8 protein-coding genes and 3 tRNA genes are annotated in these 15109 nt (G+C 72.9%); 7 read left to right on the top strand and 4 right to left on the bottom strand.

All coding sequences use genetic code 11. The features are described 5' to 3' along the window. Positions 1-626 precede the first annotated feature (626 nt). Positions 627-3221, top strand: coding sequence for a bifunctional FO biosynthesis protein CofGH (locus tag AB0435_RS32780; RefSeq protein ID WP_366003950.1), 2595 nt, complete (start codon positions 627-629; stop codon positions 3219-3221). A 215-nt stretch (positions 3222-3436) separates the two neighbouring features. Here the strand turns inward: AB0435_RS32780 and AB0435_RS32775 are convergent, their stop codons facing one another. Next, positions 3437-4180 carry a response regulator transcription factor gene (locus AB0435_RS32775; protein WP_366003951.1) on the bottom strand — a complete coding sequence of 248 codons (744 nt, stop codon included), beginning with the start codon at positions 4178-4180 and terminating at the stop codon, positions 3437-3439. 94 nt (positions 4181-4274) lie between these two features. Between AB0435_RS32775 and AB0435_RS32770 the strand changes: the two genes are divergently transcribed. Further along, positions 4275-5156: a TIGR03620 family F420-dependent LLM class oxidoreductase gene (locus tag AB0435_RS32770; RefSeq protein ID WP_366003952.1), complete on the top strand. Its 882-nt coding sequence runs from the start codon at positions 4275-4277 to the stop codon at positions 5154-5156. A gap of 65 nt (positions 5157-5221) precedes the next feature. On the opposite strand, the gene AB0435_RS32765 is transcribed toward AB0435_RS32770, so the two are convergent. From AB0435_RS32765 to AB0435_RS32755, 3 genes are all read right to left on the bottom strand, one after another. Beyond that, a tRNA-Met gene (locus tag AB0435_RS32765) sits at positions 5222-5295 on the bottom strand. Between the two features lie 47 nt (positions 5296-5342). After that, positions 5343-5415, bottom strand: a tRNA-Arg gene (locus AB0435_RS32760). Between the two features lie 240 nt (positions 5416-5655). Then, positions 5656-5746: transfer RNA gene (locus AB0435_RS32755), tRNA-Ser, on the bottom strand. Positions 5747-6006: 260 nt separating this feature from the next. Here AB0435_RS32755 and AB0435_RS32750 point away from each other — a divergent pair. From AB0435_RS32750 to AB0435_RS32730, 5 genes are all read left to right on the top strand, one after another. Beyond that, positions 6007-6450 (top strand): SSI family serine proteinase inhibitor, encoded by a 444-nt coding sequence (locus AB0435_RS32750; RefSeq protein WP_366003953.1) that lies wholly within the window; start codon positions 6007-6009, stop codon positions 6448-6450. Between the two features lie 222 nt (positions 6451-6672). Then, positions 6673-12390 (top strand): PAS domain-containing protein, encoded by a 5718-nt coding sequence (locus AB0435_RS32745; RefSeq protein ID WP_366428602.1) that lies wholly within the window; start codon positions 6673-6675, stop codon positions 12388-12390. Between the two features lie 112 nt (positions 12391-12502). Further along, on the top strand, positions 12503-13318 hold the full coding sequence (locus tag AB0435_RS32740; RefSeq protein WP_366428601.1) for a helix-turn-helix transcriptional regulator: 816 nt from the start codon (positions 12503-12505) through the stop codon (positions 13316-13318). Beyond that, the gene (locus tag AB0435_RS32735; RefSeq protein WP_366428600.1) at positions 13315-13503 is read left to right on the top strand and encodes a DUF397 domain-containing protein; all 189 of its coding nucleotides are present in this window, start codon (positions 13315-13317) and stop codon (positions 13501-13503) included. The genes AB0435_RS32740 and AB0435_RS32735 overlap by 4 nt, the downstream gene beginning before the upstream one ends. Before the next feature lie 254 nt (positions 13504-13757). Next, entirely contained in the window at positions 13758-14555 is a 798-nt protein-coding gene (locus AB0435_RS32730) for a hypothetical protein (protein WP_366003957.1), read from the top strand. Positions 14556-15109 lie beyond the last annotated feature (554 nt).

The following is a 15109-nucleotide window of genomic DNA, read 5'->3' as shown; positions in this document are numbered from 1 at the left end:
TGGCCTCCGGGCTGAGGACCTGGAACGCGGTGCGTGGCGCTGTCTTACGTGTTGGGTGCTGTGACTACGCACCGCGTTCCAGAACCTCACCCTCCAGCCCCACCCCCTCCGCCGGTGGGTGACATCAGGGCCGGTGGGTGCGTAGGCCTTCGAAGCATGCCTTTCGTGTCAGCCGGGCGCGCCATTCATGCCAGCCGGGCGCGCCGGTTCTCCGCCGGGTGCGCCTCTCTTTTCCGCCGGGCGCACCATTCCTTTCTTTTCAGCCCGTTGGGGGCACCTCCCAGCGGTAGCTGGGGGAGGCAACGGACCCGCGCGTCGGGGTCTGGGGCAGCGCCCCAGTTTCGGGAAGGGGCGGGGCTGGGGAACAAAGCGCCGCAGGCGCCAACGGACCCGCAGACAAGGGGGCTGGGGCACGCGCCCCCCGCGCGCGGCGGAGCCGCACGTCAGATGCAGCCGGGGAAAGGGCGGGGTAGGGGAAAAGCCCGCCGCAGGCGCCAACCGGCCCGCAGGCAAGGGGCCTGGGGCGCGAGCCCCAGTGAAGGGAAGGCGGGCGGGGACAAGTCCGCCGTGGGGGTTACCGACGGTGCCCCGGAGTCGCCCGCGACCCCGTCGCATAGGCTCGGACAATGACTTCCCGTGCGCACGAAAACTCGCAGGCAGGACCGACCGCGAACGCGATGCGGCGGGCGCTCAAGCGCGCGCGTGACGGTGTGGCGCTGGACGTGGGCGAGGCCGCCGTGCTGCTGCAGGCGCGCGGCGCGGACCTCGACGACCTGTGTGCGTCCGCCGCGCGGGTGCGCGACGCCGGGCTGGAGGCCGCCGGGCGCCCCGGTGTCATCACGTACTCCAAGAGCGTCTTCATCCCCCTCACCCGCCTGTGCCGCGACAAGTGCCACTACTGCACCTTCGCCACCGTGCCGGGCAAGTTGCGCCGTGCGGGCCACGGGATGTTCATGTCGCCCGACGAGGTGCTGGCCATCGCCCGCCGCGGTGCCGAGCTCGGCTGCAAGGAAGCGCTGATCACCCTCGGCGACAAGCCCGAGGACCGCTGGCCCGAGGCCCGCGAGTGGCTGGAGGCCGAGGGGTACGACGACACCATCGCTTACGTACGGGCCATGGCGATCCGCATCCTGGAGGAGACCGGGCTGCTGCCCCACCTCAACCCGGGCGTCATGACCTGGACGGACTTCCAGCGGCTCAAGCCCGTGTCCCCCTCGATGGGCATGATGCTGGAGACCACGGCCGAGCGGCTGTGGAGCGAGCCCGGCGGCCCGCACCACGGCTCGCCCGACAAGGAGCCGGCCGTCCGCCTGCGCGTCCTGGAGGACGCGGGCCGCAGTTCCGTGCCCTTCACCAGCGGGCTGTTGCTGGGGATCGGGGAGACGCCCGAGGAGCGCGCGGAGTCGCTGTTCGCGCTGCGCCGCGTCTCCCGCGCCTATCACGGCATCCAGGAACTCATCATGCAGAACTTCCGCGCCAAGCCGGACACGGCGATGCGCGGCATGCCGGACGCGGAGCTGGACGACCTGGTCGCCACCGTCGCCGTCGCCCGGCACATCATGGGCCCGTCCGCCTGCATCCAGGCGCCGCCCAACCTCGTGGACGAGGAGTACGCGCGGCTCATCGGCGCGGGCGTCGACGACTGGGGCGGCGTCTCGCCGCTCACCCCCGACCACGTCAACCCCGAGCGCCCCTGGCCGCAGATCGAGGAGCTGGCCGAGCGCTCGGCCGCCGCGGGCTTCCGGCTGAAGGAACGTCTCGCCGTCTACCCCGAGTTCGTCCAGCGCGGCGAGCCCTGGCTGGACCCCCGGCTGCTGCCGCACGTCCGCGCCCTCGCCGACCCGGAGACGGGCCTGGCCCGCGAGGACGCCGTGGTGGAGGGCCGGCCCTGGCAGGAGCCGGAGGACGTCTTCGTCGCCGCGGGCCGTACGGACCTGCACCGCGCCGTCGACGAGGAGGGCCGCACCGGCGACCGGCGTGAGGACTTCGACGAGGTGTACGGCGACTGGGAGGCGCTGCGCGAGGCGGCCGCCCCCGGCATGGTGCCGTCCCGTATCGACGGCGACGTGCGCGCCGCCCTGTCGCAGGCTGCCGACGACCCCACCAAGCTCACGGACTCCGAGGCGCTTGCCCTGCTGCACGCCGACGGCCCCGCGCTCGACGCGCTGTGCCGCATCGCGGACGACCTGCGCCGGGCGACGGTCGGTGACGACGTCACGTACATCGTCACGCGCAACATCAACTTCACCAACGTCTGCTACACCGGCTGCCGTTTCTGCGCGTTCGCCCAGCGCCGCACGGACGCCGACGCCTACACCCTGTCCCTGTCGCAGGTCGCCGACCGCGCCCAGCAGGCGTGGGACGTGGGCGCGGTCGAGGTCTGCATGCAGGGCGGCATCCACCCGGACCTGCCGGGCACGGCCTACTTCGACATCGCGCGCGCGGTGAAGGAGCGCGTCCCCGGCATGCACGTCCACGCCTTCTCGCCGATGGAGGTCGTCAACGGCGCGACGCGCACGGGCATGTCCGTCCGCGAGTGGCTGACCGCCGCCAAGGAGGCCGGGCTCGACACCATCCCCGGCACGGCGGCCGAGATCCTCGACGACGAGGTCCGGTGGGTCCTCACCAAGGGCAAGCTGCCCACCGCGACGTGGATCGAGGTGGTGCGGACCGCGCACGAGCTGGGCATCCGGTCGTCCTCCACGATGATGTACGGGCACGTGGACCAGCCCCGCCACTGGCTGGGCCACTTCCGCACGCTCGCGCGGATCCAGCAGGAGACGGGCGGTTTCACGGAGTTCGTGACCCTGCCCTTCATCCACACCAACGCCCCCGTCTACCTCGCGGGCATCGCCCGCCCCGGCCCGACGATGCGGGACAACCGGGCGGTCACGGCGATGGCCCGGGTGCTGCTGCACCCGCACATCACCAACATCCAGACGAGCTGGGTCAAACTGGGCGCGGACGGCGCGGCGGAGATGCTGCGCTCCGGGGCGAACGACCTGGGCGGCACGCTGATGGAGGAGACCATCTCCCGTATGGCGGGCTCTTCTTACGGTTCGTACCGCTCTGTCCAGGACCTCATCGCGATAGCGGAGTCGGCGGGCCGCCCGGCACGCGCGCGCACGACGCTCTATGGCGAGGTGCCGGCGGAACGGCTGTCTGCGGCGGCGGCTTCGGACGGGCATCTGCCGGAGTTGTTGCCGGTGCTTGACAGTTGACCGGTGGGGGGCGCCTGCGGCGGGCTTTTTCCCCTACCCGCCCCTTCCCGGAACTGGGGGCAAGCCCCCAGGCCCCCGAAGCACGCGTTGGCCACGGTCCGCACCATCCAGCCCGTCCGGCGTTTGAGGACGCGACCGAAGGTCGCTGGGGTCCGGGGTCTCCCCGGTTTCGGGAAGGGGCGGGTAGGGGAACAAAGCGCCGCAGGCACCCACGGTCACCCAGCCACAGCCGGCTTGATCAAATACCCGACCCCCCGCCGCGTGTGGATCATCGGCGCCCGCCCGGCATCAATCTTCCGCCGCAGATACGAGATGTAGAGCTCCACCACATTCGCCTGCCCCCCGAAGTCGTAGGACCACACCCGGTCCAGGATCTGCGGCTTGCTGAGCACCCGCCGAGGGTTCCGCATCAGGAATCGCAGCAGCTCGAACTCCGTCGCCGTCAGGTGGATCTCCTGGCCGCCCCGCGACACCTCGTGGCTGTCCTCGTCGAGTACGAGGTCGCCGACGGTGAGGACGGAGTCCGCGCGCGGGGCCACCGTGCGGGCGCGCCGCAGCAGCCCGCGCAGCCGGGCGACGACTTCCTCCAGGCTGAACGGCTTGGTGACGTAGTCGTCGCCGCCGGCGGTGAGGCCGGCGATGCGGTCCTCGACGGAGTCCTTGGCGGTGAGGAACAGGACGGGGACGTCGGGGTGTTCGTTCCGCAGCCGGCTGAGGACGGTCAGCCCGTCCATGTCGGGCAGCATCACGTCCAGAACGACGGCGTCGGGACGGAGGTCACGGGCGGCGCGCAGCGCTCCGGTGCCGTCGGCGGCGGTCCGCACCTCCCAGCCTTCGTAGCGCAGGGCCAGGCACAGCAGTTCGGCCAGCGGTGCCTCGTCGTCGACGACCAGCACCCGTACGGCACTTCCGTCGTCGTGCAGCAGTTCCGTTCGCGCGGCAGGCGAGATCGAGGTCATACGGGGGATCCTGGGCGAGCAGGCTGAGAGGCACCTTTCGGCTCCCTGTGATTCGTCTGAGAATCCGTGGGCCTCCTTCCGTACGGTGGGGGCCATGACGAAACCACGGCTCGGCAGGATCGGTGTCTGGAGCAACGAGCTACGGCTGGACGATCCGGCCAGACGGGATGAAATCGGCGCGGCGGCCGCGGAGTTGGAGGAGCTCGGCTACGGCACGCTGTGGGCGGGCGGCAGCCCGGACGTCTCCCAGGCGGAGCACCTGCTGGCGGCGACCGGACGGGTCCGCGTGGGGACGAGCATCATCAGCATCTGGCAGCACCCGGCCGCGGAGATCGCCGCCGCGTACGCGAAGCTCCCGCCGGGCCGGCGGGAGCGGTTCGTCGTGGGCCTGGGCGTCAGCCACCGGCACATGGTCGAGGGATACGCGCGCCCGTACTCCGCGATGAAGGCGTATCTGGACGAGCTCGACGCCGCCCCGGACGGTCCGCACGCGGACCGCCGGATGCTGGCCGCCCTCGGCCCCCGCATGCTGGGACTGGCCCGGGGCCGGGCGACGGGCGCCGTGCCGTATCTCGTGACGGCCGAGCACACCGCGCGGGCGCGCGAGGCGCTCGGCGAGGGGCCGCTGCTCGCCCCGGAGCTGAAGGTCGTCCTCGACGACGACCTGGCGAGCGCCCGTCGCTCGGCCCGCGCCTATCTCGCCTTCTATCTCCCGATGCCCAACTACACGAACAACCTGCTGCGCCTCGGCTTCACGGAGCGGGACTTCGAGGGCGACGGCAGCGACCGCCTCCTCGACGCGGTCTTCGCCCTGGGCGACGCCCGGGCGGTCCGGGCCCGCGTGGCCGCCTTCCTGGCGGCGGGCGCGGATCACGTGGCCGTCCAGGTCGTCCTCGACCCGGTCCGCCGCAAGGCGGGCGAGCTCCCGCTGGCGGAGTGGCGCGAGCTCGCCGGGGCACTGCCGCTGACCGACTGACCGGGACCTGATCCGGAAACGCCGCAGGACCCGCACTCCGAAGAGTGCGGGTCCTGCGGTCTTAGTAGCGGGGACAGGATTTGAACCTGCGACCTCTGGGTTATGAGCCCAGCGAGCTACCGAGCTGCTCCACCCCGCGACGGACGAAAGGGCGATTCCACAAATGTGAGATCGATCTCTCGGCTGTGCGCTCGGCAGGATTCGAACCTGCAACCTCTTGATCCGTAGTCAAGTGCTCTATCCGTTAAGCTACGAGCGCTCGGCTTCCCGGCGGTTTTTCTTGCCGGTCGGCGTTGCGTGGACAACATTACATGAACTGCGCCGTGACGCGAAATCCATTAGCCACTTGCGGCCTGACCTGCGAAAACACCCCTCAGACAAGATCGCCGAGGGTGTCCTGAGGGCTCGCTGAGGCTGTGCTGAGGACTTTCTGAGGGCTCCCCGCGCTGAAACGCAGAAGCCCCGGCCGTCTCGGAAGACGACCGGGGCCACACACAAGCGGAGGCGGAGGGATTTGAACCCTCGATGGGATTGAAGTCCCAAACCGCATTAGCAGTGCGGCGCCATAGACCGGACTAGGCGACGCCTCCACGCTCACCCGCGCATGCGCGGGTGGTGCTTGCAGATGATGACACAGCCTCGCGGTCGGCCACCAATCGCTCCCTACGGTACCGGGCTTTCACCGGCTGGGGCAAAGATGTTTCCCGGCGCGCAACGCGTTGCGTTCTCAGGCGTTAGAGGGGTGAAGGGTCCCGTTCGGGCCCCTCGGCCCACCGGCCGCGCCTGTCGGCGCGTACGCCCGCCCCCGGTCGTCCGGCGGCCGCACACCCGTCGCCCCTGGAGTTTCCGCATGCTGCTCCGCAGACTCGCCCTCACCGCCGTCGCACTGGCCCCGGCCCTGCTCGCCGCCCCCGCGGTCTCGGCCGCACCCCTCCCCCTGCCCCAGCTGGAGAACGGCGGCGACCACCTCACGGTGGCCGTCAGCGAGGCCGGCCGGCTCGACGGCCGCTACGAGCTCTACTGCCACCCCGACGGCGGCACACACCACCGCCCCAAGGAGGCGTGCGCCCAGCTCGACAAGCAGGCGCGCTGGGGCAAGGACCTCTTCGCGCCCGTGGCCAAGAACCAGGTGTGCACGGACATCTACGGCGGTCCGCAGCGGGCCCACATCTCCGGGCGCTGGGCGGGCAAGCCGGTCGATGCCGACTTCAACCGGACGAACGGGTGCGAAATGGAGCGGTGGAACAAGTTCTCCGAGCTCCTCGGCAACCCGGAAGTCTCCGACGAGGACTGACACAAGAGGCATGTCCGGCCTGCGGCGGGACGCCCCGCAACGGCCCGGGGAGGACCGGACGACGGCCGGTCCGCACACCCCGCCGCACGCGTCATCCGCCGTCGCGCCCGCCTCCACAGCCCGTAGACTTCCCTCCAGTGACACGCCAGGAGGGCGCCGGAGAAGGCGCTGCCCGTCCGGCGAAGTCTGCAAGGTTGCGGTATCCAGGGAGGAAGCGTCGTCGTGAGCAGCAGGCCATCCCGAGGCGCTGCTCGCCTCGCAGCCATACTCGACGCCCTCCCCGACGCCTTGTTGCTCGTCAACTGCAACGGCACGGTCGTCAACGCCAACCACATAGCGCTGGAGACCTTCGAGGTCCCCGGCACCGGTCTCGTGGGGCGCGGACTGCTCTCCCTGCTGCCGGACTTCGACTCCCGGCGCATCCCCGGTTCGATGCGGCTGCCCGACAGCGACGACGGCCGCACCAAGCCGACGCGGATGGTCGCGCGGCGCACGGACGGTTCGCAGTTCCCCGTCGAGGTGACCAGCGCCAATCTGGAGGACGGCCGCACCCCGTACGCCGACCACTCCTCCTATACGGGTGACGAGCTGCTGATGCTCGTCGTCCGCGACCTCACCGGGACCCTCGACACCGAGGCCGAACTCGCCCGCCAGCAGCGCCAGACGGAGATGATCCTGCGCGCGGCGGCCGAGGGCGTCGTCGGTGTGGACACCGAGGGCAGGGTCGTCCTCGTCAACCCCTCCGCCGCGCAGATCCTCGGCTACCGCGCCAGCGACCTCGGCGGCCAGGAGCTGCACCCGCTCATCCACCACTCCCGCGGGGACGGCACGCCCTTCCCGTACGAGGAGTCCCCGATCGCGGACACCCTGCGCTCCGGGCGCAAGCACCGGGTGCGCGGACAGGTGCTGTGGGCGAAGGACGGGCGCGCGGTGCCCGTCGACCTGACGACCGCGCCCGTGCGCGACGGCGACCAGCTCGTCGGCGCGGTGATGACCTTCACCGACCGCCGGCCGTACGACACGCTGGCCGCCCGCCACGCCCAGCTGCTGGCCGTCCTGGACTCCTCGCTGCGGGGCCCGCTGGAGCAACTGCGTGCCGAGCTCGGCACGCTGGCCGACGACCCGGCCGGACAGCTGTGGCCCGAGGCGAATCAGATCCTCCATCACCTTTCGGCCGGATACGCCCGGATGTCGACTCTTGTCGACAATGTCCTGGCCTATCAGCAGCTGGACGCGGGCGAGACCAAGCTGGTCAGGAAGACCGTCCCGCTGGACGAGGTCGTGGCGGCCGGTGTCGAGGGCGCGGTCGAGCTGATCGGTCCGGGCCGCGCGCAGTTCGCGGTGCACGCGCCCGCGATCGAGGCGGAGATCGACGCGGAGCGGTTCGCCCAGGCGCTGGCGCACCTGATCGCGGACGTGGCCGGTGTCGACGCGACGGGGAACGCGGCGGTCTCGCCCCGGTCCTCCGGCGATTCGACGATCGTCGTGGCGGCGGCACAGCGCGGGGAGGTCGTACGCATCGAGGTGCGCGGCCCCTTCGCGGGCGGCGACCCGGTGCACGGGCCGATCGTGCGGGGCATCGTCCGGAGCCACGGCGGTGTGCTCCAGACCCATGACATGCCGGGTGCGGGCGGCAACGCCTACGTCCTGGAGGTGCCGGTCTCGGCCGCGAACGGGCCGGTGACCGGCACGCCCGAGCGGCCCGTCACGGACGCGATGAACGCCACGACGGTCATGCCGGTGCCCGCGCAGCGGGCCCGGGGCACGGCCGAGCGGCCCGACGAACCCCAGCCGACGGGCCGCCGCCGGGCGCGCCCCCGCGCGGACGAGGAGTCGGCGGCGACGGACGGTGCCGGGCTCGCACCGACCGGGCGGCGCGCCCGGCGGGAGCCGCGGCCCGCGGAGTCCGAAGCGCCGCGCACGGCGTTCGCGCTGCCGCCCGCCGAGGCGGACCGCACGCCCGAGTCCACGGCCCCGACGGGCCGCCGCGCGCGCCGCGCCACCGCGGAGGCCCCGGAGCGCCCGATCCCGGGCCAGGCCAACGCGGAACCGGACGCCCCGCGCACGGCGTTCGCACTGCCGCCGGCTCCGCCGACGCCGGAGGAGAAGGGCGCGGCCGGGACGGGGGCCGTCCCGGCACAGGGCGGTACGCCTTCCGCGCCTGACGGCGCGGGCCGGCCCGACCGCTCCTCGGCACCGGACGGCGCGGTCGGCGCGGTCGGCACGGTCGGCACCCCGCAACGTCCCGCCGCGCCGGGCGGACCGGTCCCGTTCCCCGTGCAGGGCGGTACGCGGGGCGGCGGCACGGCGCCGCACGACGCCGCGGGCGGCACGGCAGCGTTCCTCAGCGACCCCGACCAGCGGCCCGCAGCGGGCGGCGCGAACCGACCGGGCAACGCGCCCGAAGGCACCGCGAACCCGGCCCGGCCGGGCGCCTGGCCCGCGCAGGGCGACGCAGCGGGCAACCCGAACGCAGGTGGCACCGCTGCCTTCCTCGGCGACCCCGGCCAAGGGCCCGCCGCGGGCGGCGCGAACCGGCCGGGCTCCGCGCCCGACGCGAACGCGGCACAGCCGGGCGCCTGGCCCGCACAGGGCGACGCCGTCGGCGGCCCGGACGCGGGTGCTCCCACGGCAGGCGGCGCGAGCCGACCCGGCAACGCGCCCGACGCGAACCCGGCCCGACCGGGCGGCTGGCCCGCGCAGGGCGACGCAGCGGGCAACCCGAACGCAGGCGCTCCCACAACCGGCAGCGCGAACCGACCCGGCAACGCACCCGACGCGAACCCGGCAGGCGCCCCGGCCCGGCCGGGTGACGGCACGGCGCCGTACGCCCCTGCGGGCGGCACCGCCGCGTTCCTCGGCGACCCGAACCACGGGCCCGCAGCGGACGGCGACCCGAACCCGGCCCCGCCCGGCGGCTGGCCCGCACAGGGCAACCCTGCGGGCAACCCGAACACGGGCGGTCCCACAGCAGGCGCGAGCCAGCCGGGCTCCGCGCCCGGAGGCAACGCGGCCCCGGCAGGCGCCCCGGCCCGGCCGGGCGGAAACCCGGCTCCCGGCCTGCCCGGCGCCTGGCCCGCACCCGGCAACGCACCCACGGCGGGCGCCCCGCACCAGAACCAGGCCGGACAGCCGGGGACCACCCCCGCCCCGGGCGGCGCGCAGCGCGGACCCGCACCGCAGAACGCAGCGGGCGGCACGGCGGCGTTCCTCGGCGACCCCGAACAGGGGCCTGCCGCAGGCAACGCGAGCCAGCCGGGCAACGCGCCCGATGCGAACGCGAACCCTCCGGGCGGCTGGCCCGCACAAGGCGACGCCACGGGCAACCCGAACGCAGGCGGCGCAGGCCACCCCCGACCGGGCAGCGCACCCGACGCGGGGGCAAACCCGGCAGCCACCCCCGCTCCGCCCGGCGCCTGGCCCGCACAGGGCGACACCGCAGGTGGCACCGCTGCCTTCCTCGGCAACCCCGGCCAAGGGACCGCCGCAGGCGGCGCGAACCGACCGGGCAACGGGCCCGACGCAAACCCGAACCCGGCCCCGCCCGCCAACTGGCCCGCGCCCGGCGGCGCCGCAGGCAACCCGAACGCCGGTGGCACCGCTGCCTTCCTCGGCAACCCCGAACAGGGGCCTGCCGCAAGCGGCGCGAACCAGCCGGGCAACGCACCCAACGCGAACGCAAACCCGGCAGCCACCCCCGCCCCGCCCGGCGCCTGGCCCGCACAGGGCGACACCGCAGGCGGCACCGCCGCCTTCCTCGGCAACCCCGGCCAAGGGACCGCCGCAGGCGGCGCGAACCGACCGGGCTCCGCGCCCGACGCGAACCCGAACCCGGCCCTGCCCGCCGGTTGGCCCGCGCAAGGCGACACCACGGGCAACCCGAGCACCGGCGGCACCGCCGCCTTCCCCGGCAACCCCGGCCAGGGACCCGGCGCAAGCGGCGCGAACCGACCGGGCAACGCGCCCGACGCGAACGCAAACCCGGCAGCCACCCCCGCCCCGCCCGGCGGCTGGCCCGCACAGGGCGGCACCGCAGGCAACCCGAACACCGGCGGCACCGCCGCCTTCCTGGGACCCGACGCGGATCGGCATCAGGCGGCCGACAGTGCTGGCACCCAGCAGAACCACCCCACCCGTGGCACCGCGCGACCCGACGGAAACCCCGCCCCCGCACAGGGCATGCCGGGCAACTGGCCCGCCCCGGGCGACGGCGGCGGCTCGCAGAGTCGGCCCGCGCGGGGGGCGACGCGCACTCAGGTCCGGCAGGCCGACGCCCCCGGCACCTGGCCCGCACCGGGCGACGGCGCGGCACCGTACGACGCCGACGGCGGCCCGGACGCGGGCGGTACGGCGGCGTTCCTCGGCGACCCGAGCCACGGGCCCGCGCCCGACGGCGGACGGCGCCCGGGACCCGGCAACGCCAACCCCGCGTCCACACCCGCCCCGCCCGCCAACTGGCCCGCGCCCGGCGGCGCCGCAGGCAACCCGAACACCGGTGGAACCGCCGCCTTCCTCGCCGACCCCGACCAGGGGTCCCACGCGAGCGGCGCGAACCGCCCCGGCTCCGTACCCGACGGCGCGGACGGTCCGCAGAACCACCCCGCCCGAAGCACCGCACGACCGGACGGCAGCCCGAACCCGGCCCCCGCCCCGGACGCAAGCGCCCCCGCCGCGCCCGGCGGCACAGGCACCGGCACAGGCACCAGCACCAGCACCAGCACCAGCACCAGCACCAGCACCAGCACCCCGAAGCCGACGCCCGCCGCAGGCGACCCCGGCACGCCGTACGGTTCCGCGCACCCCCAGGACGCCGACGGCGAAGCCGAACCGCACCCCGAAGCCCACCCCGAAGCCGATCCCACGCTTCCCACCGGTCGCCGTCGCGCCCGGAGGGCCCTCGCCGAGGAGCCCGGGGCCGCGCCGAAGGCGGACGCCAAGCCCATCAGCGTCCGCATGCTCGGCCAGGGCTCCGAGACGCCCCCGGGCGGCACGCCCGTCGGTTCCGGCAGGCGCCGCAAGCTGGGCAACCCGTCCGAGGAGGAGCGTCAGACGCCCACCCCCTCGGCCGCGACCGCCCGCCCGCAGACCCCCGGCGCCCCGCAGGGCCGGACGTTCGCCATAGGAGCCCCGGACGACGGTACGGAGGGACCCGAGCCGCTCGACGGCCCCGACAGCGCCGTCGAGGTCGTCAACACCCCCCGCCCGCCGATGGACGACGAGCTCCCCCCGGAGCCCCTCGACAACCCCCGCCGGCTGCTCGTCTGGCCCGCCCCCGACGACTCCACCCGCACCGCCCTCACCGAGCGCGGCTACCGCCCCGTGATCGTCCACTCCCGCGAGGAGGTCGACGCGCAGATCGCCGCCTACCCGGCCGCCCTCTTCGTCGACCCCCTCACCGGCCCGATCACCCGCACCGCCCTCCAGTCCCTGCGCGAGGCCGCCATCGCGGCCGAGGTCCCGGTGCTGGTCACGGCCGGTCTGGGCCAGGCCGCGAAGGAAGCGGCGTACGGCGCCGACCCCGCCGTACTCCTCAAGGCCCTCGCCCCCCGCGACAGCGAGATGCACCCCTCGCGCGTCCTCCTCATCGAGGAGCACAAGGCCATCGCCGAGGCCCTGACGGCCACCCTGGAGCGGCGCGGCATGCAGGTCGCCCGCGCGACCGGCGACGCCGACGCGGTGACCCTCGCCGCCGAACTCCGCCCCAACCTCATCGTCATGGACCTCATGCAGGTGCGCCGCCGCCGCGCCGGCATCGTCGACTGGCTGCGCGGCCACGGCCTCCTCAGCCGTACGCCGCTCGTCGTCTACACCTCCCCCAGCACCGACCCCACGCAACTCGCGCTGCTGGCCGCCGGGGAGACCGTCCTCTTCCTCGCGGAACGGTCCACCAGTGCGGAGGTCCAGGGCCGGATCGTCGATCTGCTCTCGAAGTTGGGCTGAGCGGGCCGCGCACCCGTGCGGGCGAATTTTTTCTTGTACAGGGCCGCCGAAGCTCTGGCCAGGTCTAGCCTGCGCGGTGACCATAAGGGTGCGTAGCGTGAGGTGAGCCCCAATGCTGATGCGTGGCATTGCCAATCCGCCGGTGTCGTGGCGGTACTGCGGCGATCAACTCAAGTCATGGCGAGCGATCACGGGAGTCAGTCGCGAGGATCTGGCCATGGAGTCCAACTACGGTGTAGAGACCATCAAATCGATGGAACAGGGCCGCAGGAAGCCGACGCGACGAGTTCTCGAAGTCGCGGACCAGATGTGCGGGGCGCAGGGGCTGCTGCTGGCAGCGTGCCCGTACCTCCAGCCGGAGCCGGTGGTGCCTCGGGTGTCGGAGTTCATCGCAGCGGAAGCCGAAGCGATTGCCGTGCACTGCTTTGAGCTCGTGCTCATCCCAGGGCTCTTGCAGGCTGAGGACTACGCGCGGGCTCTGTTCTGGGGCACTTGTCCCCCCGTCGACGACGAGGCCATCGAGGAGCGGGTGAAGTCCCGGCTGGAACGCGGCGAGTTGTTGAATCAGCCGACGAAGCTGTTCAACTTCGTGATCTATGAAGCCGCTCTGCGCACAATGGCGGGCGGCCCGGAAGCGATGAGGAAGCAACTGCAGCATCTGCTGGACGCTGGACAGCGGCGAAACGTGTTCATCCAGGTTTTGCCACTCAGCGCAGGCGTCCACCCCGGCCTCAATGGCTCATTCGCCTTGCTGGAGAACACCGAGCACGAGCGAGTCGCGTACGCGGAAGGTCAGGAGGTCGCCGAACTGCACGGCGACGCAGAAAAAGTCAGCAACCTCGCAAACCGCTTCGCCATGCTTCGCATGGAGGCCCTCGGCACAGAGGAGTCCAGGCAGTTCATCAAGAAGTTGAAGGAGGAGCTTTGAGCAAGGAACTGACGTGGTTCAAGTCCAGCTACAGCAACCAGGACCAAGGAGGGAACTGCGTCGAAGTCGCGAGCCGCGAGCACACCATCCACGTCCGGGACTCGAAGCTAAGGAGAAGCCCCCAACTCTCCATACCCACCCACGCGTGGGCGGATTTCATAACCTACGCGCCGGCCGACGCTTGAGCTTCGGGGGACGGGGGTCGGGGTCCGAGCGACTTGTCCAAGGAACGGGTGGCAGGCTGAACCCACCCACCCTCCCAACTCCCGCGTACCACAACTCGTATGACTTTAGGTAGCCGAGTGGCGACGGTGCGCGCCGGGTGTGTAGCGTGCGCAGCAACAAACAACCCCCGCCGGTGCTACCAACACCGAACGGGGGTCTGACCACCAGAGATCTGACGAGGATCACCGTGGCTGTCGCCAACTTTAGTCCCCTCATGGCCCCCGCGGGCTACGGCAAGCGCTCCGCGCCCGAACAGAAGCCGCGCCGCAAGGGCGACTTCTCCCACCTGCCCGCCCGCGAGGCGTCGATCGCGACGTACATCGACCGCCTGCCCGAGGGCGCGGCGATCGACGTGAAGACGCTCGCCAAGGAGCTCGCGGCGTATGGCCAGCAGGCCGTACGTACGGCCCTCAACGCCCTGACCAGGGCGGGCCACCTGCTCCGCAGGCGGGAAACGGTCGGGACGCAGTGGGTCTTCCGTACGTACTTCTCGCGGACCGCGCGGGACGAGTCGTGGTGGAGGCGCTTCCTGCGGGGCGACGTCCCGGCGGAGGCGGAACCCACCCCTACGGAGGAAGCGCCGCCGCCCGCGTACACGATCCTGGCGAACGTGGGCGGCACGGACCCCCGCATGACGCTCTCGGCGAGGGAGTGCGCCCAACTGGCGCCCCTCGCAGAGGAATGGCTGGCGAGAGGCGCGACGGAGGCGGAGCTCGTACGGGCCCTGACGGCGGGCCTGCCGCCGGACGTCCATTGCGCGGGGGCGATGGCCCGTACCCGCCTGAAGTCGAAACTCCCCCCACACCGCACACCCGCCCCTCCCCCGACACCCCCAACCCCCCACCTCACGGAATGCGAGGGCTGCGGCGCTCCGGCCCGCCACCTCCCAGGAGGCCGCTGCCGCGCCTGCCGCGCCGACGGCCCGAACGAGGGCTGGCTGGCGGAGTCGTTCGACGAGGACTTCCACCGCCGGGTGGAGGCGGTCAGAGCGGGCATCGCGCCAAGGCCGTGAGCGACTGCCGCCGACCCCGGAGAACGTCACCGACCGGGTGACTCTCCGCCGAACCGGGCCTGAAGGGGATGCGGCGCGTGCGCGGTGGGTGCTAGCTTGGCGTAGAAGCGGCTGGGCGCCCGGCCGTGTAGAGGCCCCCGCCACGGACGGACTTTCCGCGACGAGGGCCCGCCGGAAATGACCGGCGGCTTGTGATCGTCAGTCCTCAGCGTCTATGAGGACTGCCGGTCACCGTCGGATCAGCCACCTCCCGAACTCGCGGATGACCGCGCAGACTCGTTCGGCAAGCGACTTCTTCCGGTGGCGTCCCATGGGCGCCCCCTCCCTGCGTTGCACCCTGTCCGGGGGTGCTCCGGAGGACGCCCGTGCCGGGCGCCCTGGGCGAGCGTCCGGAAGCGATATGCGTCCTCTTGGGAGGGGGCGCACGAGGTGCGCCGCGACAGACAATACCGGCTAAAAGCACGGGAGTTGCCCGATCGGCGGCCTATGCCAGAACCGGCCGCCATATCTTCCGGCCAGGCCAACCTCTGATCATTTCCGCCGCGATGACTGCC

This window comes from Streptomyces sp. NPDC051173, assembly GCF_040689515.1.
Taxonomy (GTDB): Bacteria; Actinomycetota; Actinomycetes; order Streptomycetales; family Streptomycetaceae; genus Streptomyces.
This window is presented reverse-complemented; position numbering and strand designations above follow the sequence as displayed.